Source organism: Aeromonas sobria (genome assembly GCF_006243315.1).
GTDB classification, from domain to species: Bacteria; Pseudomonadota; Gammaproteobacteria; order Enterobacterales; family Aeromonadaceae; genus Aeromonas; species Aeromonas sobria_A.
Window position 1 is genome coordinate 35,614 of sequence record NZ_NKWE01000023.1, and the last position, 26,360, is coordinate 61,973.

Sequence of the window (26,360 nt, forward strand, 5' to 3'; positions counted from 1 at the left end):
GCATGAGTTCAGACATGTACCCCTCTTATATGACGGACAGCGGCAGCGTGGTCGCCTACGCTCCCGCCTCCAGCGCCAACCTGAGCGTGGGATTCGATGTACTGGGGGCGGCGCTCGCCCCCGTGGATGGCTCTCTGCTCGGCGATCGGGTGCAGGTGAAAGCGGCTGACGTAGCGTTTGCGCTCTCATCCGTGGGCCGCTACGCCCACAAGCTGCCGGACGATCCGAAAAAGAATATCCTGTTCGACTGCTGGGTGGCCTATGGCGAGGCGCTGGAGAAGCGCGGCCTGACACTCAAGCCGCTCGAAATGGTGCTGGAGAAGAACCTGCCGGTCGGTTCGGGTCTGGGTTCTAGCGCCTGTAGCGTGGTGGCGGCCCTTGAAGGGCTCAACGCCTTCCACGGCGCGCCGCTTAATGAGCACGACATGCTGCTGTTGATGGGGGAGATGGAAGGGCGCATCTCCGGCTCCGTCCACTACGACAACGTGGCTCCCTGTTATCTCGGCGGCATGCAGCTGGTGCTGGAAGAGCACGGCGTCATCAGTCAGGGCATTCCGGTGTTCGAGCAGTGGTACTGGGTGGTCTGCTACCCGGGCACCGTGGTCTCTACCGCCGCCGCCCGCGCCATCCTGCCGGCCCAATATCGCCGTCAGGATTGCCTCACCTATGGCCGCCGCTTGGCTGCCTTTGTTCACGCCAGCTACACCGGGCAGGAGGGGCTGGCCGCCAGCGTACTGAAAGACGTGATTGCCGAGCCCTACCGCGCGGCGTTGATTGAAGGCTTCACCGAGGTGCGGGCGCAGGCGGCCCAGAACGGGGCGCTGGCCACCGGTATCTCCGGTTCCGGTCCCACCGTGTTTGTGGTGATGAAGGATCTGGCGCAGGCCGAGCGGATGAAAGATTGGATGGAAGCACATTTCGTGCAGAACGAAGATGGATTTGCCCGGGTCTGCAAACTGGACATGGCCGGGGCACGGGTAACAGGAAGCGAGCTATGAATCTTTACAATATCAAGGACAACAGCGAACAGGTGAGCTTCGCGCAGGCGGTGCGTCAGGGTCTGGGCCGCGATCAGGGGCTCTTCTTCCCCGAGGTGATTGCGCCACTGGCCGATGTGGATGCCCTGCTGGACTTGCCGCTGGCCGAACGCTCTGCCCGCATCATCAGCCACCTGCTGGGGGATGAAGTGCCCGCAGCCAAGGTGAGCGAGCTGATCAACGCTGCTTTCACCTTCCCGGCGCCGCTGGTCAAATTGAAAGATGGCACTTATGCCCTCGAGCTGTTCCACGGCCCGACCCTGGCGTTCAAGGATTTCGGCGGCCGCTTTATGGCCCAGTGCCTCGCTGCCTTTAGAACCAACGACAAGATCACTATCCTCACCGCCACCTCCGGCGACACCGGCGCCGCCGTGGCCCACGCCTTCTACGGGCTGGAGGGGATCGAGGTGGTCATTCTCTACCCGAAGGGCAAGATCAGCCCGTTGCAGGAGAAGCTCTTCTGCACCCTCGGCGGCAATATCCGCACCATCGCCATCGACGGCGACTTCGATGCTTGTCAGGCGCTGGTGAAAGATGCCTTCGACGACGAGGCGCTGAAAAAGGCCATTGGCCTCAACTCCGCCAACTCCATCAATATCAGCCGTCTGCTGGCGCAGGTTTGCTACTACTTCGAAGCGGTGGCCCAGCTGCCCAAAGCCGACCGTGCCAAGGCGGTGATCAGCGTGCCGTCCGGCAACTTTGGCAACCTCACTGCGGGCCTTATCGCCAAGGCGCTGGGGCTGCCGGTGAAGCGCTTTATCGCCGCCACCAACGCCAACGATACCGTGCCGCGCTATCTGAAAACCGGTCAGTGGGAGCCGCACCAGACAGTGGCAACCCTGTCGAATGCCATGGACGTGAGCCGCCCCAACAACTGGCCACGGGTGGAAGAGCTCTGCCGCCGCAAGGGCTGGGCACTGGAGACTTTGGGCTCCGGCATGCGTGACGACGCCCAGACCCGTGATGCCCTTAAACGGCTGCACCAGCTGGATTATCTGTGCGAACCCCACGGCGCCATTGCCTGGGATCTGCTGGGGGAACAGCTGGCCGAGGACGAAGTGGGGGTGTTCCTCTGCACCGCCCATCCCGCCAAGTTCAAGGAGTCGGTGGACGAGATCCTGCATCTCGATGTGCCGCTGCCCGGCCCGCTCGCCAAGCATGCCGAGCTGCCGCTGCTCTCCGTTAATTTGCCTGCGGAGTTTGCCCGGTTAAGGGCGTTTTTGGTGAGTTGAGCCGCCGAGTTGAGATAACAGATAGAAATAAAAATCCCCCAGTAATGGGGGATTTCTGTGGGTGAAAGTCGGTATCTAAAGGCAACTGGCAATATCACGAAATATTTGTATCGCGAGCGTCCGATTACGCTTCGCTAATCGAGCCTACGTGCAGCCCCTCTTGATGCATTTGTTAGGCCATAGCAAGACTTGAAACTCTTGTATATTCAGCTTTCACCAGCTCAAAGCCATACTTATTTTCAAGCCGTTTAATAATAAAATGACCACGAGCCATATCTTGGTAATAGTCGGTGAACATTGCGTTTAATGTAGCTCCTGCAACAGCACCTATAATCGGTACTGCTTGTGCTGCCGCCTTTTCTGTGATGACCACACCGAACCTTGCAGCAATTTTTTCTATTAAAGAAGCTAGCCACTTCCCTGTTTGTGCTGGTGTTAATTTTTTAAATGCATTTGCTGATGCTTGTCTTGCAGCGATCTCTGCAAGTTCTTTGGACAGTATCTGCATAGCCTCAGCGGTAAAGCTTCTTGTTGCATAGTATGCAGCTTCGACAGCATCATCCCCCTCAGATGGCCCACCTAAGGCAAACACCTCTAGACAAGCCTGCTTCGTCTCTACTTTTTCTAAATCAAAACCTTCACTTCTCGCTATGTCAGCAACTGAACGAAGCATGATTGTCGTTGAAATTGGTAGTTCAATAGCTAGTGCAGTAAAGCCGAAAGCTCCACCTACAGCCCCAGAAACAGCAGCAAAAAGCTTATTTGTTTTAGTTGATGCTTCGCGATTTGGCTCATTGTCTAAGCTCCCCAGAGCCGCGTCTGCAGCCTTGTGAAGTGCTTTTTCTACTAGGTTGTGAATTTGTTTTTCAGTACCTTTAGGGAGCTTACTCATCAAGTAATCTATTGGTTTTCCAACAACCTGAGTCATTTTTTCTGTGATTGTATCTTGCTCCAATAAATTTACTGCTTTCTCCAAATCTCTCATATCTTTTTCTTCAAAAATCATTTTAATAATCCTTATTTATATTAACCGAAATTTGGAACCGAAATTTTAAATTTGGGACACCCACCTTTTTGGGGGAGGCGTAACGCCACCAAAACCCACGCTACCGCCCGTGGATTACAGCTTCCAATATGCTCCATTAACCAGCGAGGGCAGTGGCCCATCGCAGATGAGTAGACACCGGATGGCCATGTTAAGCCAATCGAGTCTTGTCTCACCAGTCAAAGAGTGACGTAACTATCGGAAAATTCATGTTTTATGCGCTGGCTCAATAAATCGCTGTGGCAAGGCGCAGGATTCCCATGGCCCTTGATTTTATTGGGGTTGGCGAAAAATGGGACACCCACCTTTTTGATCACTACGTCATCCCACGAAAACCCAGGCTACCGCCCATGGATAACTGCATCCAATATGTGCCATGGACCATCAAGATGGACCTCACGGCTGGTTCAATAGGCTTTACCGCTGCTCTTGCAATGACATTTTCTGGCCTCACCGGTCACAACGTGACGTAGCTATCTGAGCATCCGCGCGCTATGTACCAGCGCCATAAACGAGTGGCAGTGGTGCTGGTTGGCACTTTGCCGGGGGGTACTTGCAGATGGCGGCTCTGTCGGTTATTCCACTGGGTGGATGGCGGGGCAGCATAGCTGGTTGCTATTGGATTTGGGTGATAGATTAACACTTTGATTTATAAGGTTAATCGAGACGTTTAAATGACAAATGTATCTGTAGCGCTAATCGCTCTGCTGCTGACCGGGGCCGCTCAGGCTGCTCCTGTGGTTTTCTCCCCCGAGTCGGGTGTGTTGTGCGACAAGAAGGCGGGTTTTTGTGCTGACACTCAGGGGATCTCCATGGGGTTGACCCAGGTCCATCTGGGCGACAAAGCGCAAGACAAACTGGTGAAAATGTTCGGTTCGACCGACGGGGTCGATATGGGCAGCTACACCTTGAGCAATGGTGTGCACTGCGAGAGCAGTGAAAAGCAGTGTTACAAGGATCGCTACTTTCCACGTACCAAAGAGAGCAAATACACCGCCATGTTGTTCAAAAAGAGCAAGTAACGGCGCCACGGTTTGCAACGGGGGAGCATGGCTCCCCTTTTTGTTGCCCGATTGCCAAGCCAGATGCAGGGTGGGTGCACGAAGCTTGTATCGGGGCTGCAATAGCGACACTATTGACTCCTTTTTATGGGTTCCGCAGCGGCGCAGCCATAACCTGTCGTTACCGGACGAGGGGTTGGCGAGCTGCATTTGTGCGGGAGTACGCGGGATAAAAGGGAGTAGAGCAGGATGATGGAAGAGCAAGAGTGGCGCTGGCTCAATGAACCGGCCGAGTGGCACCAGACCAGCGACGGTTTGCAGGTGGTGACAGACCAGCAGACCGATTTTTGGCGCAGCACCTGGTATGGCTTCGAGCGCCACAGTGGGCATCTCTATGGCTGTGAGGTGGCGGGGGAGTTTACCTTTCAGGTCTGCGTCGAGGGGGAGTTCACCACCCTCTACGATCAGGCGGGGCTGATGTTGCTGCAAGACGATGCGCACTGGCTGAAAGCGGGGATCGAATACAACGATGCCCAGCCGATGATCGGCAGCGTGCTGACTAATCCGCGCTCTGACTGGGCCACCGGTATTTTCAGCGGCAATCCGCGCCGCTTCTGGCTGCGGCTGACCCGGCTGGCCGACTGCCTGCGTTTGCAATACTCCACCGATGGCAAGGTGTGGCCGCTGCTGCGCCTCGCCCCGTTCCCGCCAAGCGAGGGCTGCTTTATCGGGGTGATGTGCTGCACCCCCGAACGACAGGGGCTGGCGGTGCACTTCTCTGACTTGCGCCTCACGCCTCCCCTTGGCAAGGCGCTGCATGACCTGAGCTAGCTACCCGGCCCATTGTTGGCGCTGTGCGGGTGCTAACCGGCAGAACCAACAATGTCATCGGCCTGTTGCGTCAGTAGCAGGGGCTATCGAGCGGGAGGGCAGTCGCCCTCCCGCTTTTTTATACTGGTTGTCCGGTATGTCAGGAATGGCGGGTGACAGTGATGGGCAAGCCGTAGCAAGCAACGTCTAAAAGCATGCGGCATGCAACGTAGCAGACAACAAGTTGCTGGAACTGGGATCTCGATCGGGGCAACAGGACTTTTGTCCTGCAAGGGGAGACCGGGCGGGGGCTAGGATGCGCCCATCCACACGAGTCAAACTGGAGCACAACAATAATGACCGCTCATATCAATGCCAACCCGGGCGATTTCGCCGAGACCGTCATCATGCCGGGGGATCCGCTGCGGGCCCGCTATATCGCCGAGACGTTTCTGACCGATGCGCGCGAGGTGACCAATGTGCGCAACATGCTGGGCTACACCGGCTACTACAATGGCCAGCGCATCTCTGTGATGGGCCATGGCATGGGGATCCCCTCCATGGTGCTCTACGCCCACGAGCTGGTGAATGACTTCGGGGTCAAGCGCATCATCCGCATCGGCAGTCTGGGGGCGACCCAGCGTCACGTGCAGATGCGTGACGTCATTCTGGCGCAGGCGGCAGGCACCGATTCCCCCACCAATGCCAAGCGCAGCGCCGGTTACCAGATGGCTACTTCGGCCGACTTCGCCCTGCTGCATAAGGCGTTCACCATGGCGCAGGAGAAGTCCATTCCGGTCAAGGTGGGCAATATCTTCACCGGTGATCTCTATTACGATCCGGACGAAAACCTCATTCCGGCGCTGGAGAAGTTCGGCGTGCTCGGGATCGACATGGAGGTGGCCGGTCTCTACGGGCTGGCCCATCAGCAAGGGATCGAGGCGCTCGCCATCTTGACAGTCTCCGACCATTGCCTGACCGGTGAAGAGACCACGGCCGAAGAGCGGCAGCTCTCCTTCAACCAGATGATCGAGCTGGCGCTGCATACCGCGCTGTAAGCGCCGCCGCTCAGCCAGCCCTGCCCGCACCCTGTACCTTATGAGAGATCCAATATGAACAATAAGCTCTCCCTCACTGCCATCAGCTTCCTGGCCAACTTTGTGATGGCCGGTTTTGCGACTCAGTTCGGCATGCTGATCGAACCCATCGCCGCCAAGTTTGGCGCCGATGTCAATCAGGTGGCTTCCATCTTCTCCCTGCTTAACGGCGGGGCGCTGGCGGGCACCATAGCCGCCTTCTTCCTCATCGAGAAGGTGGGGCTCAAGCGGATGACGCTGCTCTGCTATGGCCTGATCGCGCTGGCAGCGGCATCGCTCCATCTGACCGGCTCGCTCTATGTGGTGATGGCGGCAATGACGGTGATTGGCCTGTGTGGCGGGGTGGGGCTCTGCATTGCGGGCACCCTGGTGGTGAGCGTCTGGAAGGAGCGGATGCAGAGCACCATGTTGGTGGTGCAGGATGCCACCTTCAACGTGGCCGGGGTGGTCTTCCCGCTCATCACCACTTACACCCTGACCCACGCCATGGCGTGGAGCTGGAGCTATCTGGCGGTCGGCGTGGTGGCGCTGGCGACCATGCTGGTGGCGGTGCTGACCAATTTCCGCAGCTGCGAGGCGGGCGGCGAGAGTGCCGGTAACGAGCACTCCGAGTGGAATCTTGGCATCATCAGCGGTGGGTTGGGACTCTTTCTCGGCATGCTGGCGCTTTACACCTTCCTTACCTGGGCGCCCATGTTCGTGAAGAACAAGTTTGGCATCCCCTTCGAGGAGGCGGGCAACATCATCACCCAGTACTGGACGGCGGCCCTGCTCGGCGCGTTGGTTTCGACCGCTATCGTGACCCGCATTGCGATCCGCACCTTCCTGCTGGTGATCATCACCCTGGCGATGGGGATGACGGCCCTGATCGTTACCACCGACAATCTAAGTCAGCTGCCTTACCTCACCTATGGTTACGGCTTTGTCTGCGCGGCGCTCTACAACGCCTTTATCGCCTATGGGGTATCGTTTGTGCGCCAGGCATCGAGCAAGAACGTCTCCTATATCCTCATTAGCGGCAGTGCGGGGGCTATGTTCAGCCCGGCCATCAGCGCCCTGTTCGAGCAGGTGATTGGCTTACAGGCAGTGATGTACGCCATCCCGCTTATCTATGGCGTGATCCTCGCCATGCTGGTGGCTTCGCTGCGGATGGCCCGGCCCCAGCCCTGTCTGGCCTGAGCGGGAGAGTAAACAGCAAGAGGGGCGGTGTCGACCGCCCCTCTTTTTATCCTGTTATTGCGACTTGTTGACGGGCGTTGCCTGCTTTGTTTATGGCTGCTCCAGAAACGCTTTGAGCCCCGCCAGATCACGGATCTGTAATCCCTCCTCGCCGCGCGCCACCAGCCCCTGATCCATCAGCTCCTTTACTGCTCGCCGGTAGACCCTGTCCGTAGTGCCGAAGCGTTCTGCCTCCTGATACCCCTTGCGAAAGCCGCTCACCGGGTTGTCGTGGCAGTGGCTGTGATAGAGGTCGAGGGCAATGTTGTAGCTGATGGGGTAGAGCATGCGGCAGGTGAAGATATCCACAGTGTCCTGATAGTCGATGGCAATGGCGGTGGCAAAAAAGAGCGCCACCTTGGGGTGGGCAACCAGCGCTTGCTCCAGCTGCTCGCCGTCGATGCGGGCAACCTCAAGAGGCTCCTCGGCGATGATGTCGAGCTGGCAGCGATAGCCGGTGAAGAACTCCATCTCGCCAAACAACTGATTGTCGCATTCCAGGGTGCCGAGCTGAAAGCGGCGGCCGTTCATGGCGGTGTGGCCCATGGCGATGCGGCCGCTCGGCACCAGCACCAGATCCCGCAACAGCTCCCCCTGATGCATAAGAGGCTCCCCCTCGGGGATAAGGCGCCACTCCGTGATGCAGGATTGAACTACCTGCACGATAAGATCGTGGCTGGCCTGCCAGTGGGGCTGAAAGCGGCCCTTGAGAAGGGGTTTGAGTTGCATGAAGTGCGCGCGCCTGCTGAAAACAAACGGCTATTACACACGCTTGCATCCGGATATGCCAGCTCTCCCCATCCAACTTCCCCCATCCAGCCCCCAACCACTCCACACCAAGATGGCGGGTGAGGAGTCAGAAAGGCGGATCTGCATGGCGGGATCGGCCCTGTTTCTGGTCGCGTTAAGTGGCTGGTGGCGGGGGCATTTTGGTTTGTGATCCTGATCGCCAGTCCGCTCAATTGTTGCATCTTTGAAAAGACGTATCTCAATACTGTGTTAAGATGCAGGCCGCTTCATTGTCTCTGAAACTATCCCCATGCTGCTTCAAGTTCACAATCTGAGCTGCGTGCGCGAAGATCGCACTCTGTTTGAACATCTCTCTTTCTCGGTTTCACCCGGCGATCTGGTGCAAATTGAAGGCCCCAACGGGGTTGGCAAGACCAGCCTGTTGCGGTTGTTGACCGGGCTGTCACAGCCGTTTGCCGGTGAGGTGTGCTGGAATGGGGAGAATATTCGTCACTGTCGTGATGAGTATCATGCCGATCTGCTCTATCTGGGCCATCAGCCCGGTGTCAAAGCGGCCCTGACGCCCTTTGAAAACCTGACCTTCTACCAGCAGTTACATCATCCTGCAGATGCGGATGCCGACCTGTGGCAGATATTGGCACGGGTTGGGCTCGCCGGTTTTGAAGAGCATCCAACCGGACAGCTTTCCGCTGGTCAGCAACGTCGGGTGGCCTTGGCGCGGCTCTGGTTGTCAGCCAAACCGGCGCTCTGGATCCTGGATGAACCCTTTACCGCCATCGACAAGCAGGGGGTCAAGGTGCTGGAACAGCTGTTTTTGGCCCACGCAGATCGGGGCGGCATGGTGATCCTCACTACCCATCAGGATCTGACCCTGATGCAGGGACGGCTGAAAACCCTGTCGCTGACCCCCTTCTCCTTGACGCCCTTGTTGCAGGAGTAACCCTATGTTGCGCGCCGCAATGCACCTGATCCGCCGTGAACTGTTGATGGCTCTGCGCCAGCGTTCCGACATTCTCAATCCGCTGTGGTTTTTCCTCATCGTTATTACCCTGTTTCCGTTAGGAATTGGCCCGGAGCCCAAGCTGTTGGCTCGCATTGCCCCCGGCATTATCTGGGTGGCGGCGCTGTTGGCGGCGATGTTGTCGCTGGAGCGGCTGTTTCGCGATGACTTCAGTGATGGCGCGCTGGAGCAGATGATGTTGATGCCGCACCCGCTGGGATTGCTGGCGCTGGCGAAAGTGGTCGCTCACTGGCTGCTGACGGGATTGCCGCTGCTGCTGATCTCACCCTTGCTGGCGATCTTGCTGTCGCTGGATATGAACACCTATCTGGCGGTGGTCGCGACGCTGGCACTGGGCACGCCGGTGCTGAGTTTGCTGGGGGCGGTGGGCGTTGCCCTGACGGTTGGATTGCGCAAGGGCGGTGTCTTGCTGAGCCTGCTGATCCTGCCGCTCTATATTCCGGTATTGATTTTTGCTACCTCTGCCATCGATGCAGCGGGAATGCACTTGCCCTATGGCGGACAACTTGCCATCTTGGCAGCCATGTTGGTTGGCGCCCTGACGCTGACGCCGCTGGCCGTGTCGGCGGCATTGCGGGTCAGTCTCAACTGATGATGGGTTGGCCAAGAGAGAGGTGGCTCCGTACGGATCATTGTTCTGAAAAATAAAGTTGCGATGGATCAAGGATAGTGCCGCTTATTGCTTTCGGGGTATTTGATGCCGCCCCGTGGTCGGTATGGTAGGCCTCGCCAAACGATTAATAACAAAAGGTTTTGTGAGCTATGTGGAAATGGTTGCACCCTTATGCCAAACCGGAGCGGGCCTATCAGCTGGCCGGTACTCTGTTGCCCTGGTTTGCGGTGATTAGTCTGTTCTCGTTTGTGATAGGGACCGTCTGGGGATTGGCGTTTGCGCCTGCGGATTACCAGCAGGGGGATTCCTTCCGGATCATCTATATCCATGTGCCTTCCGCCATTCTCTCCATGGGGGCTTACTCCACCATGGCGGTGGCTGCCTTTATCGGTCTGGTGTGGCAACTGCGGATGGCGGATATGACGGTGGCGGCCATTGCGCCGGTCGGCGCCGTGTTCACCTTTATCGCTCTCTTTACCGGTGCCGCCTGGGGCAAGCCCATGTGGGGCACCTGGTGGGTGTGGGACGCACGGTTGACCTCCGAACTGATTCTGTTGTTCCTCTATCTGGGGGTCATCGCCCTCTACAACGCCTTTAGTGACAAGGTGGTCGCAGGCCGTGCTGCTGGCATTCTGGCACTGGTGGGGGTGATCAATCTGCCGATCATTCACTACTCGGTGGAGTGGTGGAACACCCTGCATCAGGGGGCCAGCATCACCAAGTTTGATAAACCCTCCATTTCCCCCGAGATGCTGTGGCCGCTGCTGATCATGATCCTGGCGTTTGCCGCGTTTCTTGGCGCCCTGACCCTGATGCGGTTTCGCAATGAGCTGCTGATGCGGGAGTGGCACCGCCCCTGGGTCAAACAGCTTGCCGAGCAGGAGAAGTAAGCATGCACTTTGCCTCTTTCAGTGACTTTATGGCGATGGGCGGTTACGCCTTTTATGTCTGGTTATCGTTTGGTGTCACGTTCGCTTGCCTGATCGGCATCATCATTTCGACTCGTATCAAGACCCGCAGCCTGCTGGGGGAGTTGCGTAGCAAACAGGCCAGTGAGGCTCGTCGCATGGCGGCCCGGCAGATGGAGAACACCCTATGAACCCGAGACGCAAAAAACGCCTCACTATTATTCTGGCGATCAGCACAGGTTGCGCCCTGGTGATTGGGCTGATCCTCTATGCCCTCAGCCAGAATATCGACCTCTTCTATACCCCGAGCGAGCTGGTGCAAGGCAAGGGACCGGACAAGATCAAGCCGGAAGAGGGGCAGCGTCTGCGCATTGGCGGACTGGTGGTGCCGGGCTCGGTGCAGCGGGATCCCCAGAGCCTCAAGGTGGCGTTCAAGCTGGTGGATAACGGTGGTCATCTGGTGACCGTCGAGTTTGACGGCATCCTGCCGGATCTGTTCCGCGAAGGGCAGGGCATTGTCGCGCAGGGCACCCTCAAGGATGCCACGACCGTGGAGGCGTTCGAGGTGCTGGCCAAGCATGATGAGAACTACATGCCGCCGGAAGTGGCCGATGCCACCAATGGCATGCATTTCAAGCCCGAATATACCGAGGCGCAGTTGAAGGGGGCCAAGCCGTGATCCCTGCGGTGTTTGCCTTTTCTGCTCTGCTTGCCGTTCGTGATGCGGCTGTTGTCACCGTTCAATTGAAAGGAATCCCGTCATGATCCCGGAATTAGGTCAGTTTGCGCTGATCCTCTCCTTTGCTACCGCCCTGCTGCTGGGGAGCTATCCGCTGCTTGGCGCCAGCTGGGGACGCCTTGGCATGATGTCGGCGGCCCGCCCGCTCGCCTATGCCCAGTTTTTGTTGTTGTTGCTGTCGTTTCTCTGCCTGACCTGGGCCTTTATCGACAACGATTTTACCGTGCAGTATGTGGCCACTAACTCCAACAGCTTGCTGCCACTGGCTTATCGTATTTCGGCGGTGTGGGGTGCTCATGAAGGCTCCTTGCTGCTGTGGGTGCTGACGCTGGGGGGCTGGACTGCGGCGGTGGCCATGTTCAGTCGCCAATTACCGCTGGATGCGGTGGCGCGGGTGCTGGGCGTATTGGGGCTGATCTCGATTGGTTTCACCGCCTTTGTGCTGTTTACCTCTGATCCCTTTACCCGCACCTTGCCCTATTTCCCGGTGGATGGTCGCGACCTCAACCCGCTGCTGCAGGATCCGGGTCTGATCTTCCATCCGCCCATGCTCTATATGGGCTATGTGGGTTTCTCGGTGGCCTTTGCCTTTGCCATTGCCTCCTTGATGACCGGTCGCCTCGATGCGACCTGGGCGCGCTGGTCTCGCCCCTGGACCATGGCGGCCTGGGTGTTTCTGACTCTCGGCATCGTGCTGGGCTCCTGGTGGGCTTATTACGAGCTGGGCTGGGGCGGCTGGTGGTTCTGGGATCCGGTAGAAAATGCCTCCTTTATGCCCTGGCTGGCGGGTACAGCGTTGCTCCATTCGCTGGCGGTGAGCGAAAAGCGGGCCAGCTTCAAGGCCTGGACTGTGCTGCTGGCGCTCTCTGCCTTCTCATTGAGCCTGCTCGGGACCTTCCTGGTGCGCTCCGGGGTGCTGGTGTCGGTGCATGCGTTTGCCTCTGACCCGACCCGCGGTCTGTTTATTCTCGGCTTCCTGCTGGCGGTGGTCGGTTCATCCTTGCTGCTGTTTGCCTTTAAAGGCTCTCAGGTGAAGAGCCACGGCAAGCACGAGCTGTGGAGCCGCGAGACGCTGCTACTGGCCAATAACGTCATGCTGATGGCGGCGCTGTTGACCGTGCTGCTCGGCACTCTGTTGCCGCTGGTCCACAAGGAGCTGGGGCTGGGCAGCATCTCCATCGGTACACCTTTCTTCAACCACATCTATAGCTGGTTGATCATTCCGTTTGCCCTGCTGTTGGGGGTTGGCCCGCTGTTCCGCTGGCGTCGTCAGCAGTTGGGGGAGCTCAAAGGCAAAGTGATCTTCGCGTTGGCGCTGAGTCTGGCCACTGCGCTGGTGCTGCCGCTGACGTTTGCCGAGACCTTCAAGCCGTGGGCTGCGGTGGGGATTGGTCTGGGTGCCTGGATCATCATCACCAGCGTGCAGGAGACCTGGATCCGTGCCACCCACAAGCACAGCTTTGCAGTCGGTGTGCGCAAGCTGGGTAACAGCCACTGGGCGATGATTTTGGGTCATGTGGGGCTGGCGGTCAGCATCATAGGGATCGCTTGCACCCAAAACTACAGCATCGAGAAGGATCTGCGGATGCAGGCCGGTGATCGGGTGCAGTTTGCGGATTACGAGTTTGTCTTCACCGGGATCAAAGAGAAGAACGGCCCTAACTACGATGGCTTCAAGGGCGTGCTGGAAGTGCACAAAAATGGCAAGCAGGTCGCCCTGCTCAAGCCAGAGAAGCGGATGTATAAAGTGTCGCGAATGCCAATGACCGAAGCCGCCATCGATGCCGGTATCACCCGTGATCTCTATGCGGCGCTCGGCGAGCAGCTCGATAACGGTGCCTGGGCGGTACGGATTTACTACAAGCCCTTCGTGCGCTGGATCTGGTTTGGCGGTGTCTTTATGGCGATCGGTGGGGTGCTGTCGATGCTCGACAAGCGTTATCGTTTCGGCCGTCGTGAAGAGGAGGCCAAGGCATGAGCAAGAAGACCTGGTTATTCCTGATCCCCTTTATCGTATTCCTGCTGGGGGCGGTGTTTCTGTTTAAAGGACTCTATTCCGATCCCACCAAGCTCGAATCCGTGATGGTGGGCAAGGAGGTGCCGATGTTCACCCTGCAGGACATTTATGATCTGGACAAGCAGCATGATCGCACCATCCTGACCGGCCGCCCTATGTTGCTCAATGTCTGGGCCACCTGGTGCCCGACCTGTTATGGCGAGCATACCTACCTCAAGCAGCTGGCGGGGCAGGGTGTTCCCATCATCGGCATGAACTACAAGGATGAGCGCGACAAGGCGATCAAATGGTTGGCAGAGCTGGGCAACCCCTATCAGGTCAACCTCTATGATCCGGACGGCATGCTGGGGCTGGATCTGGGGGTCTACGGCGCGCCGGAGACCTTCTTTATCGACAGTCAGGGGATCATTCGTTATCGCCACGTGGGGGATATCAACCCCGAGAATTGGGCGTCGACCCTCAAACCCATCTTTGATGCCATGAAGTGAAGGTGAACCGGATGAGAGTAGTGATTGCATCCCTGCTGCTGGTGTTGGGATTGGCCATACAAGCCCCGGCCATGGCCGCCATCGATGTCTATACCTTCGACAGCGATAATCAGGAACAGATATTTCGTGAGTTAACCAAGGAGCTGCGCTGCCCCAAGTGCCAGAACCAGGATATCGCCGACTCCAATGCGGGGTTGGCCAAGGACTTGCGTGACAAGACCTACCAGATGGTGCGCGAGGGCAAGGATAAAGAGCAGATAGTGGATTACATGGTGGCCCGCTATGGCAACTTTATTCTCTATAGCCCGCCCCTGATGGCCTCCACCCTGATCCTGTGGCTGGGCCCCTTGCTGGTGATCCTGATCGGCGGCGCCGTGGTCGTGATGCGCAGCCGCCGCGCTCCTGTGTTGACCAAGAAAACGGATAATGGCCTTAGTGAAGAGGAGCTGCGTCGTCTGGCCGAGTTGCTCAAAGAGGAAGAGAAACAATGACCGCCTTTTGGATAGTGATCGCGGCCCTGTTGGTGCTGGTGAGTCTGGTTTTGGTGGTGCCGCTGTGGCGTGGTGAAGGCAAGCAGAGCATCAGTCGTTCGGCGCTCAACAAACAGCTCTATCGCCAGCGGCTGCTGGAGATTGGCGAAGAGCGCGAGCAGGGTGTATTGGCTGAAGAGTCCGATTCGCTGGTCGAGCTGCAGCGAAGCCTGCTGGATGATATTCCCGATGTGGAACAGACCGCCCGCAGTGGCAGGAGTCTGATCTGGATCCCCGGTGTGGTGGTGCTGGTGGTGGTGAGCCTTGGGCTCTACTACAAACTGGGTTCCTGGCAGGAGGTGAGCCGCTGGCAAGATGCCAGTAGCCGTCTTGGCGAGCTCAGTAATCGTATTCTGGTGGAGCGCGATGCCCAGGTGACCGAGCAGGATCTGCTGGATTTCACGCTGGCGCTGCGTACCCGTCTCAAGGCTGAACCGAATGACTATCGCGGCTGGTTGCTACTGGGGCGGATGGCGCTCGATGGCAATGACCCCGAGATGGCCAGTGAAGCGCTGGAGCGGGCCTACACCCTTGCCCCACAAAAGTCACTGGTGGCGGTACCCTACGCCCAGGCGTTGATGATGACGGGGGATGAGGCACAAGCCGATGCCCTGTTGCAGGCCGCTATCGCCCAGGATCCGGACAACATCGAAGCTCGGTCAGTCTATGCCTTTATGGCGCTGCAAAAAGAGGATTTCCAGACAGCATTGACCCGCTGGCAACTCATGCTGCCGCTGATGGAGAAAGGAACCCCTCGCTACGTGATGGTCGAGCGCTCCATGGAGTATGCCCGTGCGCAGCTCAAGCAGCGCGGCATCGAGGTGACAAACGCTGGCGCAGCCAGTGAGCCCGATGTGGCAGGGCAGCAGTTTGCGGTGAAGGAGGGGGAGTTCCCCATCCACATCACCTTGGCGGCCGGTATTCAGATGCCGGAAGATGCCCATCTGTTCGTCTTTGCGGTGGTGCCCAATGGTCCGCCCATGCCCATCGCGGTGAAGCGTATCGCCGGACCAGCGCTGCCGGTCACCCTCTCGCTGGGTGATGGCGATGCCATGATGGAAGGCAGCAAGTTGGCCGCCTACCCGGAGCTGCAGTTCAAGGCACGTCTCTCCCGAGGCGGTAATGTAATGAATAAAGAGGGGGCCTTTGAAGGGGTATCCGTGCCGGTCAAGACGGCTGATATCCCCACCGCGCCGATTGACATCCGTATCGATCACGCCCTCTAATATGCCTTTGGATAACCCGGCCCCTGGATGGGGCCGGGTTATCTATACTTCTGATAAATCAAAATAAAACGTCAGGACTCCCATATGCATTTTCGTTCAGGAACCCTCCTGTCAGCTTTATTGCTGGCTGGGTGTGCCGGTGGCCCCCCGAAACCAGGCCCAGAGAGTCTGGATCTCAATCCCGGCATGAATAATCCGGGCGCTACCAGTACGGCAGCCGATCCTCGTGACCCATTCCAGGGGGCCAACCGGGCGATGTGGGCGGTCAACTACGATGTGCTGGAGCCCTATGTCGCTCGCCCCATCGTGCATGGCTACGCCCGCTATGTGCCAGTGGGCATGAAGGATGGCATCGAGAATCTGGTTGAAAACTTCAATGAGCCGAGCAGCATGGTGAACCATCTGATCACTGGCGATTTGAAAGGGGCGGGCACCAACCTGGGGCGCTTTACCGTCAACACCACGGTCGGTCTGCTGGGGATCTTCGATGTGGCCAAACACGCTGGTCTCGAGCGCAACAAGCTGGAGATGGATACCGTGCTGGGCAAGGCCGATATCGGTGACGGTGCCTACATCATGGTGCCAGTCTACGGCCCGACCACCACCCGTGAGCTGGTCGGCGATACGATTGATACCATTTATTTCCCTTATGCCTTGCTGACCTTGCCGCTGCGATTTACCCACTGGATGCTCGATGGCTTGGGGACGCGTGCCAAACTGATCGATCAGGAGCGGATCATCGACAATGCCCTCGATCCTTATGCGCTGACCAAAGACTTCTATCTGCAGATAAACCAGAACAAGGTGACAGGCCGCCAGAGCGTGCTCAAGCAAGAGCAGACAGAACAGGCTGATGATGCCAATCTCGATGAGTATATGGATGAGCTGGATCAGTAATCTCGATCAGTGAAGAGACAAGGCGCCGCTGGGCGCCTTTTGTATTTATGGCGCGGTTGTCTCTTGGCACTCACCATAAAAAACGCCCCGCAGAGCGGGGCGTTTTGGCAAGAGGGGCTGATTAGGCAGCCAGGTTCTTGGCCGCGAATTCCCAGTTGACCAGAGTCCAGAAGGTTTCCATGTACTTCGGACGCATGTTGCGGAAGTCGATGTAGTAGGCGTGCTCCCACAGGTCAACAGTCAGCAGCGGGGTAGTACCCGCTTCGGTCAACGGGCAACCGGCGTTGGAGGTGTTGACGATGGCCAGAGAGCCGTCTGCTTTCTTCACCAACCAAGTCCAGCTGGAGCCGAAGTTGCCGATGGCAGATTTGGTGAAGGCATCTTTGAATTCGGCGAAAGAACCAAACGCCTTGTTGATGGCCGCGGCCAGATCGCCAGTGGGCTCACCGCCGCCATTCGGGGAGAGGCAGTGCCAGTAGAAGGTGTGGTTCCAGATCTGGGCGGCGTTGTTGAAGATGCCAGCGCTGGAGGTCTTGATGATCTCTTCCAGAGACTTGCCTTCAAACTCGGTACCCGGCACCAGATTGTTCAGGTTGACCACATAGGTGTTGTGGTGCTTGCCGTGGTGATATTCCAGAGTTTCCTGGGAGATGTGCGGTTCCAGAGCATTGATTGCATAGGGCAGAGCGGGAAGTTCGAATGCCATTTTCTACTCTCCATTGGCTGGTCCGTGCGAAAGCGACGGTTGCAAGACATTGCATACTCTTTTCTATATCTGAAAAGAGTTGTTTTTAAAATGATGGGGCTGGGTAGCCCAAAGCCAAGGGATTGTAGCAGCATCAAAGATGGCCTAACAACTCTTGATTGGCGCCATGATCGCGATCAAGCCCGCGTCTGTTCTTTGGGTAATTCGATCATTGTCGGCCCTTTGTCGGGTTGTACTCGGACAAGATTGCAGTAGAATGACTGCCGAAATCGCTCTAGTGAGGCACCTATGGAAACTATTGAAAAGATTAAGCAGCAGCTGGCTGATAACCCCATCATTCTCTTCATGAAGGGCTCCCCAAAGCTACCAAGCTGTGGTTTCTCTGCCCAGGCCTCCCAGGCTCTGATGTCCTGTGGCGAGCCGTTCGCATACGTTGATATCCTGCAAAATCCGGATATCCGCGCCGAGTTGCCAAAATTTGCCAACTGGCCGACCTTTCCCCAGTTGTGGGTTGAAGGTGAGCTGGTCGGTGGCTGTGACATCATGATTGAGATGTTTCAGGCCGGTGAGTTGCAGGCCCTGATCAAGGAAACTGCCGCCAAGTACAAGCAGGATGACGCCGCCGCCGAGTAAGCGGGTGTTCATATCGCTGAAAAGGGAGCCATATTGGCTCCCTTTTTTATTTGCCAGCGACCCAGGCAGTGCACACATCGCGAGCAGGATATCTGTGCTCATATGTATGGATTGAGTCGCAGGGCGTTTTTTGCATTAAAAAACCTAATCTTTAATGCATTGTTTGCTAGTTGTTAATTATATAATCTCAGTGTGCCTGATTATATTTTCTAATCCTTTGGGATTCGAGTGTTGCTGCTGTCACATTTTTTGATAATTTCACAATGAGCTAGTCTCTTTGCATGTTTTTTTGTGTTGATGCTCACATTAATTGCAGTTTATAAAACCTAGTATCCCTGCGTCCTGTGAAGTAAAACCCTACAAATTAATAAATAAAAAGAGATTTGCGATGAAGATGTATAGCAATCTGCCCATTGGTCTTCATGATATTACTGAAGCCAAAAAAAGACTGACCAATCATATATACAAGACCGCGCAACTACCCTCAAATTACATCAGTGAACGTTGTCATGGTGAGGTTTACCTCAAGCTGGAAAACATGCAACGTACAGGCTCTTTTAAAATTCGTGGTGCTTTCAATAAACTCAGTTCATTAAGTCTGGAAGACCGAAAAAAAGGCGTTGTGGCCTGTTCGGCGGGTAACCATGCTCAGGGCGTATCACTCTCCAGTGCCATGCTTGGTATTGATGCCAAGGTGGTTATGCCCTGCTGTGCCCCCAAATCAAAAATTGCGGCAACCAGTGATTACTCAGCCAAAGTGATCCTCCATGGCAATAGTTTCAATGACACCATTGCCAAAGTCAGTGAAATTGTAGAAATGGAAGGGCGGGTATTTATTCCCCCATTCGATGATGCCAAAGTGATTGCAGGCCAGGGAACCATTGGCTTGGAAATTATCGAAGATCTGTATGATGTCGATAACATCATTGTCCCGATCGGTGGTGGTGGTTTGATTGCCGGTGTGGCGATGGCGATTAAATCAATCAATCCGACAATCAGAATTATCGGTGTGCAATCTGAAAATGTGCACGGTATGGCAGCCTCTTTCTATGCCGGCACCATCACTAATCATAGAACCAGCAGCACCTTGGCAGATGGTTGTGATGTAGCAAGACCCGGCTCTATGACCTTTGAAATCGTCAAGCAGCTGGTTGATGATATTGTCCTGGTTTCTGAGGATGATATTCGTCACAGCATGGTCGATATGATCCAGCGCAATAAAATCATCACCGAAGGTGCCGGTGCACTCGCTTCTGCAGCTCTGCTAAGCGGTAAACTACAGCATTATGTTGAAGGTAAAAAAACCGTCTGCATTATTTCGGGTGGCAATATCGATCTGACCCGTATAGTCGAGATAATCGAACAGAACAATATTCGTCAATTTAGCCTGTAAGGAATGCAGTCATGATATTAGACAGTGTCGTTACTAGCAGCAAAGAAAAAGAAAATACCCGCGCTTGGCGTAAAACAGATACAACCTGGGGATTGGGCCTATTTGGTACAGCAATCGGTGCCGGGGTGCTATTTTTCCCCATCCGGGCTGGATATGGTGGCTTAATTCCGATATTGATTATGATGGTGCTTGCCTATCCGATAGCATTCTATTGTCATCGGGCTCTCGCCAGATTGTGCCTCTCCGGTAGTAATCCTTCCGCTAATATCACCGAGACCGTCGAAGAGCATTTTGGCAAGATGGGCGGTGTGGTCATTACTTTCCTCTACTTCTTTGCCATCTGCCCCTTGCTCTGGATATATGGTGTAACGATCACCAATACCTTTATGGCATTCTGGGAGCATCAACTGCAAATGGTGCCGCTCAATCGGGGTGTGGTCGCCCTTGGGCTCCTGCTAGTAATGGCGTTCGTCATCTATTTCGGTAAAGATCTGATGGTTCGCGTGATGAGCTATCTGGTGTTTCCTTTTATTGCCAGTCTGATTGTCATCTCTCTCTCGTTGGTCCCTTACTGGAACAGTGCGGTATTTGACCAGGTCAATCTGAGTGAAATCTCCTTGTTGGGTCACGATGGTATTCTGGTAACCGTCTGGCTTGGCATCTCCATCATGGTCTTCTCCTTCAACTTCTCACCGATTGTCTCCTCTTTCATCGTCTCCAAGCGGGAAGAGTATGAGCACGAGTTCGGTCGCGATTTTACCGAGAAGCGCTGCTCCAAAATCATCTCCGGTGCCAGCATGTTGATGGTTGCCGTGGTGATGTTCTTCGCCTTCAGCTGCCTGTTTACCCTGTCACCGCAAAACATGGCAGAGGCCAAGGCCCAGAATATTCCGGTGCTCTCCTATCTGGCCAACCACTTCTCCTCGATGACTGGCAGCAAGTCTACATTTGCCACCACCCTAGAGTATGCGGCGTCTATTATTGCGCTGGTTGCCATCTTCAAATCTTTCTTTGGTCACTATCTGGGGACGCTGGAAGGGTTAAACGGCTTGATCCTCAAGTTTGGCTATCAAGGTGACAAGACCAAGGTCTCATCGAAAAAGCTGAACATGATCAGTATGTTGTTCATCATGGGCTCCACCTGGCTGGTCGCTTATGTCAACCCCAACATCCTTGACCTGATTGAGGCAATGGGTGCGCCAATTATCGCCTCTCTGCTCTGCCTGTTGCCGATGTATGCGGTGAGCAAGACGCCAGCACTGGCAAAATATAAAGGTCAGGCCAGCAACCTGTTTGTCACCATCATAGGTGTGCTGACCATCCTGAATATTGTTTCCAAGCTGTTCTGAAAACCTTTTCTGCAAGTCATTAACCATTCAGGCCCCTTAGCGGGGTCTGGATGGTGCAGTCAGACATGAGCAATAACCAGTTCTTCGTTGGTCTAATTATTTGGACCCTGGGTAAGGCTCGCCATTTTTTGACTTTCTGTTTATGGTGAAATGCCCTGACTGCAGTGACTCGACCCTATTTATATCGAGGCAATGTAATGAAGTTTGATTCGTTGGTTCTGGTTATCAATTGCGGCTCCTCATCGGTCAAATTCTCCGTACTGGATAGTCAATCCTGTGAAGTGGTGATATCAGGTATGGCGGATGGTATTGAGACGGCACATCCCCAATTGAAAGTAGATAAAGAGCCCGTCACTCCCTTAGCCGAAAATAGCCACACCTGTGCATTGGCTGCCATTGCGGCAGAATTGAAAAAACGAGACTTGCTGGATGCCATTGCGCTGGTTGGTCATCGCATTGCTCATGGTGGCAGTGAATTTAGCGAAGCGGTGATCATTGACGAAAATGTCTTGGCCAAAATAAAGCAGGTGTCACCCTTGGCACCACTGCACAATCACGCCAATCTGAGCGGTGTGATGGCTGCTCGTCAGCTATTTCCGGCGCAACCCCAGATTGCGGTATTTGATACCGGATTTCACCAGACCTTGAAGCCAGAAGCTTATATCTATGGGCTGCCTTACCAATATTTGCAGGATTACGGTGTGCGCCGTTATGGCTTTCATGGCACCTCTCATCGCTATGTCGCCGAGCAGGCAGTCTCTTTCCTTGGGCTAAATGGTAACGATGCCGGTCTGGTGATTGCTCATCTGGGCAATGGCGCTTCTATTTGCGCGGTACAGGATGGCAAGAGCGTCGATACCTCGATGGGGATGACGCCGTTGGAGGGGCTGATTATGGGCAGCCGTAGCGGCGATATTGATTTCGGCGCGCTGGCCTATATTGCCAGCAAGACCGGGCAATCCATCGAAGATATTGAGCGGGTCTTGAACAAGCACTCCGGCTTGCTCGGTATTTCTGGTCTCTCTTCCGATATGCGAGTGCTGGAGGCGGCTTATCACGAAGGTCATCCAGGGGCGAAATTGGCGATCCATGCCTTTGTTCACCGTATTGCCCGCCATATCGGCGGCCATGCTACTTCATTGCGCCAGCTGGATGCGGTAATTTTCACCGGCGGTATTGGCGAGAACTCCACTTTTATCAGACAGCTGGTGTGCGAGCGCCTGCAGGTATTTGGCATTGCCATGAGCGGGGAGTTAAATAAACAGTCCAATGCCATGGGATGCCGGGTTATTTCTACACACTCTTCGACAATATTTGCAGCGGTCATTCCGACCAATGAAGAGAAAATGATCGCGCTGGATGCCATTCGTCTGGGTCAACAGATCCGTCAGACCGAGTGTGTCTGAATATTTCAACTGTAATGTCATGAATCGTGAATGAGGTTTATTGAATGAAAATTGATGTGCAATTGGATCAGGATAGTTATATCCAGGCGTGGCAAGGTTTTACCGGTGAAAACTGGAAACATGAAATTAACGTTCGTGATTTCATCCAGCAAAACTATACCCCGTATGAAGGCGATGAACAATTTCTGGCGGATGCCACCGAGGCGACCACTACTTTGTGGAACAAGGTGATGGATGGGATCCGCATCGAGAATGCCACCCACGCACCAGTCGATTTTGATACCAATATTGCTACCACTATTACCGCCCACGGGCCGGGTTATATCGAACAGGGGCTGGAAAAAATCGTTGGCCTGCAAACCGACCAGCCACTGAAAAGAGCGCTGCACCCCTTTGGTGGGGTAAATATGATCCGCAGCTCTTTTGAGGCATATGGTCGGGAGATGGACACCGAATTTGAATATACCTTCAGCGAATTGCGCAAAACTCATAATCAGGGGGTGTTCGATGTCTACTCTCCCGAGATGTTGCGCTGCCGAAAATCGGGGATTTTGACCGGTTTGCCGGACGGTTATGGCCGTGGTCGGATTATCGGAGATTATCGTCGGGTTGCACTCTATGGCATAGATTATCTAATTCGTGAGCGGGAGCTGCAGTTTGCCGATCTGCAACCGGCACTCGAGCGGGGAGAGCATCTGGAGCAGGTGATCCGCCAGCGCGAGGAGCTGTCCGAGCACCAGCGGGCACTGGTGCAGATCAAGCAGATGGCGGCGAGCTACGGCTGCGATATTTCCGGCCCGGCCCGCACGGCCCAGCAGGCAGTGCAGTGGCTCTACTTCGCCTATCTGGCGGCGGTGAAGTCGCAAAATGGTGGGGCCATGTCCCTCGGTCGTACCGCTACCTTCCTCGACATCTATATCGAACGGGATTTGAAGGCGGGGCTGATCAGCGAGCAGGACGCCCAGGAGCTGGTCGATCACTTCATCATGAAGATCCGCATGGTGCGCTTCCTGCGCACCCCTGAGTTTGACACCCTCTTCTCCGGCGATCCTATCTGGGCCACCGAGGTGATCGGCGGCATGGGGCTGGATGGTCGTACTCTGGTGACCAGGAACGCCTTCCGTTACCTCCATACCCTCAAGACCATGGGGCCAGCGCCCGAGCCCAACCTCACCATCCTCTGGGCGGAAGGGCTACCGCGTGCCTTCAAGACCTATGCGGCCCGCGTCTCCATCGATACCTCATCCCTGCAGTATGAGAACGATGACCTGATGCGCACCGACTTCGAGAGCGATGACTACGCCATCGCCTGCTGCGTGAGCCCCATGGTGATCGGCAAGCAGATGCAGTTCTTCGGTGCTCGCGCCAACATCGCCAAAACCCTGCTCTACTGCATCAACGGTGGGGTGGACGAGAAGCTGAAGATCCAGGTCGGCCCGAAAGTGGCGCCCATCATGGACGAGGTGCTGGATTACGACACCGTTATGAGCAGCCTCGACAGCTTTATGGACTGGCTGGCGGTGCAGTACATCAGCGCGCTCAACCTTATCCACTTCATGCACGACAAATACAGCTACGAAGCCTCGCTGATGGCGCTGCACGATCGGGATGTCTATCGCACTATGGCCTGCGGCATCGCCGGTCTGTCGGTAGCGGTCGATTCGCTGGCGGCCATCAAGTACGCCAGGGTCAAGCCGGTGCGCGATGCTGACGGGCTGGCGGTCGATTTCGTGATTGAGGGGGAGTATCCCCAGTACGGCAACAACGACGAGCGGGCCGACTCCATCGCCTGCGATCTGGTCGAGCGGTTCATGAAGAAGATCCAGGCGCTGCCGACCTACCGCAATGCGGTGCCGACCCAGTCGATCCTGACCATCACCTCCAACGTGGTCTATGGCCAGAAGACCGGCAACACCCCGGATGGTCGCCGCGCCGGTGCGCCGTTTGCGCCGGGGGCTAATCCGATGCACGGTCGGGATCGCAAGGGGGCGGTTGCCTCGCTCGCCTCGGTGGCCAAGCTGCCGTTCAAATATGCCAAGGACGGGATCTCCTACACCTTCTCCATTGTGCCGGGGGCGCTCGGCAAGGAGCCCGCCAATCGCGAGAACAATCTGGTGGGGCTGATGGATGGCTACTTCCATCACGAGCGGGATGTGGAAGGGGGCCAGCACCTCAACGTCAACGTGATGAACCGCGAGATGCTGCTCGATGCGATCGATCATCCGGACAAATACCCCAGCCTGACCATCCGGGTCTCCGGTTATGCGGTGCGCTTCAACGCCCTGACCCGCGAGCAGCAGCAGGATGTGATTGCCAGAACCTTCACCAACATGATCTGACTTGTGTGCCCGGGGCGAGCAGCTTTGCTTCGGGCCAACCCCGTTTTATGACCTCAAGGAGAAAGCTAAGATGCGACAGGTTATCAGTACCAAAGCGGCACCGGGTGCCATCGGCCCCTATGTGCAGGGCGTAACCCTCAGCAACGTGACCGGCAACATGATCTACACCTCGGGCCAAATCCCGCTGGATCCGGTGAGTGGCGAGATCCCCGAGACCATCGAGGCGCAGACTCTGCGTTCGTTGCAAAACGTGCAGGCGATTGTCGAGGCGGCAGGCGCCCAGGTACGCAACATCATCAAGACCACGGTGTTTGTCTCGGATCTAAACGACTTTGCTGCGGTGAATCAGGTCTACAACGACTTTTTTACCGAGCACGATGCTATGTATCCGGCGCGCTCCTGCGTGGAAGTGGCCCGCTTGCCGAAGGATGTGAAGATCGAAATTGAGGCGATTGCTGCGCTGTAACCCCCATCGGGAGTGGGTCAGCAAGCCAAAACAAAGCGGCTGCCAATGGCAGCCGCTTTTGTCTATATGGTCATCGGGCGGATCAGGCGATACGTTCGATACGGGCCATGTAGAAACCGTCGAAGCCAGTCTCTGACGGGCTCACGGTGTGATCGTCACGCAGACGGAAGTTCTCGTTGGCCGCGAGGAACTTGTCCACCTGCTGACGGTTCTCCTGAGGCAGGATGGAGCAGGTTGCATAAACCAGCAGACCACCCACCTTCACCATCTGGCTGTAACGCTGCAGGATCTCTTCTTGCAGTGCTACCAGCACCGGCAGACGCTCGGCGGTATCACGCCACTTGGCATCCGGATTGCGCTTGAGTACGCCAAGGCCGGAGCAGGGCACGTCCAGCAGTACGCGGTCGGCGGTCTCTTTGAGGCGCTTGACGGTCTTGCTGCTGGTGATGACCCGGGTCTCCACGTTGTGGGCACCGGCGCGACGGGCGCGCTGCTTGAGGTTCTCCAGCTTCCACTCTTCTACATCCATTGCCAGCAGACGGCCTTTGCCCTGCATCATGGCGGCGATGTGCAGGGTCTTGCCACCGGCACCGGCGCAGGCGTCGATGACCCGCATGCCTGGGGTCACTTCCAGCGCAGCTGCGACCAGCTGGGAGCCTGCGTCCTGCTGTTCAAAGCAGCCGTCGGCAAACGCCTTGGTGCGGAACAGGGCGGTATCAGAGGTGACCTGCAGCGCAGTCTCAACACCCTCAACCGGGATGGTGGTGACATGCTCTTTGGCCAGAATGGCTTGCAGCTCTTCACGGGTGCACTTGAGGGTGTTGGCCCGCAGGTAGCGCTTGGGCATCCAGGCCAGGGCGGCACGCTCGGCAGGCCAGGCTTCGCCCAGCTGCTCGCTACCCAGCTTTTCCAGCCAGCTCGGGCAACCATCCATCAGCACCGGGTTCTTCTTCGCTTCGGTCAGACGGCGGCGAAAGGCCTCTTCATTGAAACGATCCAGAGTGGGGCGGTTAGGCTGGTCAATTTTGTGAAAAGCGTGCCAGGCATGCAGCAGTGGCCAGACATTTTTCTCGGCCTGACGGACCTGAATGCCGGTCAGGGCACAATAAAGACTGAGGCGACGCAGCAAATCGCCGGTGACCAGGGCAATCCTTGCCTGTTCTTGCGGTTTGAGTTCGATGCCAGAGAAGTGACGGGCATAGGCGCGGTCCAGGGTGAGACCCTGGCCCAGCACATCGTCAACAATGGCAACGATCAGATCCCCGAAACGGGGCAACAGTGGGGACTTAAGCATGAGATTAACCTTGGCCAGATAAAGATGAACCCCCCGAGTAGTGTGGGAAGATTCTAAAACAGATAAATCGGCGCAATGATAGGTGTAAGGGTCATGTGGTGCAAGGTGGTTATGTACGGTGTGGTTGGGGTAAGTCCCGTTTTCG

Annotated in this window: 27 protein-coding genes; 23 read left to right on the forward strand and 4 right to left on the reverse strand. The window is 56.2% G+C overall.

The window, feature by feature from the left end:
* The first annotated feature begins 2 nt into the window (after positions 1-2).
* Positions 3-998 carry a homoserine kinase gene (thrB, locus tag CF137_RS07290; RefSeq protein WP_139718538.1) on the forward strand — a complete coding sequence of 332 codons (996 nt, stop codon included), beginning with the start codon at positions 3-5 and terminating at the stop codon, positions 996-998.
* Positions 995-2,269 (forward strand): threonine synthase, encoded by a 1,275-nt coding sequence (gene thrC / locus CF137_RS07295; protein ID WP_139718539.1) that lies wholly within the window; start codon positions 995-997, stop codon positions 2,267-2,269. The genes thrB and thrC overlap by 4 nt, the downstream gene beginning before the upstream one ends.
* Positions 2,270-2,441: 172 nt before the next feature.
* Here the strand turns inward: thrC and CF137_RS07300 are convergent, their stop codons facing one another.
* Positions 2,442-3,275, reverse strand: a complete 834-nt coding sequence (locus CF137_RS07300; RefSeq protein ID WP_139718540.1) for an EcsC family protein — start codon at positions 3,273-3,275, stop codon at positions 2,442-2,444.
* Between the two features lie 299 nt (positions 3,276-3,574).
* On the opposite strand from CF137_RS07300, the gene CF137_RS07305 reads away from it, so the two are divergent.
* From CF137_RS07305 to tsgA, 5 genes are all read left to right on the forward strand, one after another.
* The gene (locus tag CF137_RS07305) at positions 3,575-3,787 is read left to right on the forward strand and encodes a hypothetical protein (protein WP_139718541.1); all 213 of its coding nucleotides are present in this window, start codon (positions 3,575-3,577) and stop codon (positions 3,785-3,787) included.
* Between the two features lie 201 nt (positions 3,788-3,988).
* Complete coding sequence (locus CF137_RS07310; RefSeq protein ID WP_139718542.1) at positions 3,989-4,336, forward strand: YcgJ family protein; 348 nt, start codon at positions 3,989-3,991, stop codon at positions 4,334-4,336.
* 228 nt (positions 4,337-4,564) lie between these two features.
* Positions 4,565-5,146: a DUF1349 domain-containing protein gene (locus CF137_RS07315; RefSeq protein WP_139718543.1), complete on the forward strand. Its 582-nt coding sequence runs from the start codon at positions 4,565-4,567 to the stop codon at positions 5,144-5,146.
* Positions 5,147-5,481: 335 nt separating this feature from the next.
* Positions 5,482-6,183 carry a purine-nucleoside phosphorylase gene (gene deoD, locus CF137_RS07320; protein WP_139718544.1) on the forward strand — a complete coding sequence of 234 codons (702 nt, stop codon included), beginning with the start codon at positions 5,482-5,484 and terminating at the stop codon, positions 6,181-6,183.
* A gap of 54 nt (positions 6,184-6,237) precedes the next feature.
* Positions 6,238-7,401, forward strand: a complete 1,164-nt coding sequence (gene tsgA / locus CF137_RS07325) for an MFS transporter TsgA (RefSeq protein WP_139718545.1) — start codon at positions 6,238-6,240, stop codon at positions 7,399-7,401.
* A gap of 90 nt (positions 7,402-7,491) precedes the next feature.
* Here the strand turns inward: tsgA and CF137_RS07330 are convergent, their stop codons facing one another.
* Complete coding sequence (locus CF137_RS07330; protein ID WP_139718546.1) at positions 7,492-8,169, reverse strand: Crp/Fnr family transcriptional regulator; 678 nt, start codon at positions 8,167-8,169, stop codon at positions 7,492-7,494.
* A gap of 310 nt (positions 8,170-8,479) precedes the next feature.
* Between CF137_RS07330 and ccmA the strand changes: the two genes are divergently transcribed.
* From ccmA to CF137_RS07380, 10 genes are all read left to right on the forward strand, one after another.
* Positions 8,480-9,130 carry a cytochrome c biogenesis heme-transporting ATPase CcmA gene (ccmA, locus tag CF137_RS07335; protein ID WP_042020688.1) on the forward strand — a complete coding sequence of 217 codons (651 nt, stop codon included), beginning with the start codon at positions 8,480-8,482 and terminating at the stop codon, positions 9,128-9,130.
* Positions 9,131-9,134: 4 nt separating this feature from the next.
* The gene (gene ccmB, locus CF137_RS07340; protein ID WP_042020690.1) at positions 9,135-9,803 is read left to right on the forward strand and encodes a heme exporter protein CcmB; all 669 of its coding nucleotides are present in this window, start codon (positions 9,135-9,137) and stop codon (positions 9,801-9,803) included.
* Between the two features lie 170 nt (positions 9,804-9,973).
* Complete coding sequence (locus CF137_RS07345; protein ID WP_139718547.1) at positions 9,974-10,714, forward strand: heme ABC transporter permease; 741 nt, start codon at positions 9,974-9,976, stop codon at positions 10,712-10,714.
* A gap of 2 nt (positions 10,715-10,716) precedes the next feature.
* Entirely contained in the window at positions 10,717-10,923 is a 207-nt protein-coding gene (ccmD, locus tag CF137_RS07350) for a heme exporter protein CcmD (RefSeq protein WP_101317281.1), read from the forward strand.
* Positions 10,920-11,411, forward strand: a complete 492-nt coding sequence (ccmE, locus tag CF137_RS07355) for a cytochrome c maturation protein CcmE (protein WP_098968855.1) — start codon at positions 10,920-10,922, stop codon at positions 11,409-11,411. The genes ccmD and ccmE overlap by 4 nt, the downstream gene beginning before the upstream one ends.
* Before the next feature lie 82 nt (positions 11,412-11,493).
* On the forward strand, positions 11,494-13,449 hold the full coding sequence (locus tag CF137_RS07360) for a heme lyase CcmF/NrfE family subunit (protein ID WP_139691344.1): 1,956 nt from the start codon (positions 11,494-11,496) through the stop codon (positions 13,447-13,449).
* Positions 13,446-13,976, forward strand: coding sequence for a DsbE family thiol:disulfide interchange protein (locus CF137_RS07365; RefSeq protein ID WP_139691345.1), 531 nt, complete (start codon positions 13,446-13,448; stop codon positions 13,974-13,976). The genes CF137_RS07360 and CF137_RS07365 overlap by 4 nt, the downstream gene beginning before the upstream one ends.
* 11 nt (positions 13,977-13,987) lie before the next feature.
* Positions 13,988-14,467, forward strand: a complete 480-nt coding sequence (locus CF137_RS07370) for a cytochrome c-type biogenesis protein (RefSeq protein WP_139718548.1) — start codon at positions 13,988-13,990, stop codon at positions 14,465-14,467.
* A complete protein-coding gene (gene ccmI / locus CF137_RS07375) occupies positions 14,464-15,732 on the forward strand; it encodes a c-type cytochrome biogenesis protein CcmI (protein ID WP_139718549.1) in 1,269 nt (422 codons plus the stop codon). The genes CF137_RS07370 and ccmI overlap by 4 nt, the downstream gene beginning before the upstream one ends.
* An 84-nt stretch (positions 15,733-15,816) precedes the next feature.
* Positions 15,817-16,629, forward strand: a complete 813-nt coding sequence (locus CF137_RS07380; RefSeq protein WP_162515884.1) for an MlaA family lipoprotein — start codon at positions 15,817-15,819, stop codon at positions 16,627-16,629.
* Positions 16,630-16,750: 121 nt separating this feature from the next.
* Here CF137_RS07380 and sodB read toward each other — a convergent pair whose 3' ends face one another.
* Entirely contained in the window at positions 16,751-17,335 is a 585-nt protein-coding gene (gene sodB / locus CF137_RS07385; protein WP_068977052.1) for a superoxide dismutase [Fe], read from the reverse strand.
* A 288-nt stretch (positions 17,336-17,623) separates the two neighbouring features.
* On the opposite strand from sodB, the gene CF137_RS07390 reads away from it, so the two are divergent.
* The 6 genes from CF137_RS07390 (at position 17,624) to CF137_RS07415 (ending at position 24,921) form a co-directional block, all read left to right on the forward strand.
* On the forward strand, positions 17,624-17,968 hold the full coding sequence (locus CF137_RS07390; protein ID WP_042020708.1) for a Grx4 family monothiol glutaredoxin: 345 nt from the start codon (positions 17,624-17,626) through the stop codon (positions 17,966-17,968).
* A gap of 388 nt (positions 17,969-18,356) precedes the next feature.
* Entirely contained in the window at positions 18,357-19,361 is a 1,005-nt protein-coding gene (tdcB, locus tag CF137_RS07395; protein WP_139718550.1) for a bifunctional threonine ammonia-lyase/L-serine ammonia-lyase TdcB, read from the forward strand.
* Positions 19,362-19,372: 11 nt separating this feature from the next.
* The gene (tdcC, locus tag CF137_RS07400; RefSeq protein WP_139691349.1) at positions 19,373-20,710 is read left to right on the forward strand and encodes a threonine/serine transporter TdcC; all 1,338 of its coding nucleotides are present in this window, start codon (positions 19,373-19,375) and stop codon (positions 20,708-20,710) included.
* Between the two features lie 197 nt (positions 20,711-20,907).
* A complete protein-coding gene (tdcD, locus tag CF137_RS07405) occupies positions 20,908-22,116 on the forward strand; it encodes a propionate kinase (RefSeq protein ID WP_139718551.1) in 1,209 nt (402 codons plus the stop codon).
* A gap of 44 nt (positions 22,117-22,160) precedes the next feature.
* Entirely contained in the window at positions 22,161-24,455 is a 2,295-nt protein-coding gene (gene pflB, locus CF137_RS07410) for a formate C-acetyltransferase (protein WP_139718552.1), read from the forward strand.
* Between the two features lie 70 nt (positions 24,456-24,525).
* Positions 24,526-24,921 (forward strand): RidA family protein, encoded by a 396-nt coding sequence (locus tag CF137_RS07415; protein WP_101346488.1) that lies wholly within the window; start codon positions 24,526-24,528, stop codon positions 24,919-24,921.
* Between the two features lie 82 nt (positions 24,922-25,003).
* On the opposite strand, the gene CF137_RS07420 is transcribed toward CF137_RS07415, so the two are convergent.
* Positions 25,004-26,215 (reverse strand): RsmB/NOP family class I SAM-dependent RNA methyltransferase, encoded by a 1,212-nt coding sequence (locus tag CF137_RS07420; protein ID WP_068977046.1) that lies wholly within the window; start codon positions 26,213-26,215, stop codon positions 25,004-25,006.
* Positions 26,216-26,360 lie beyond the last annotated feature (145 nt).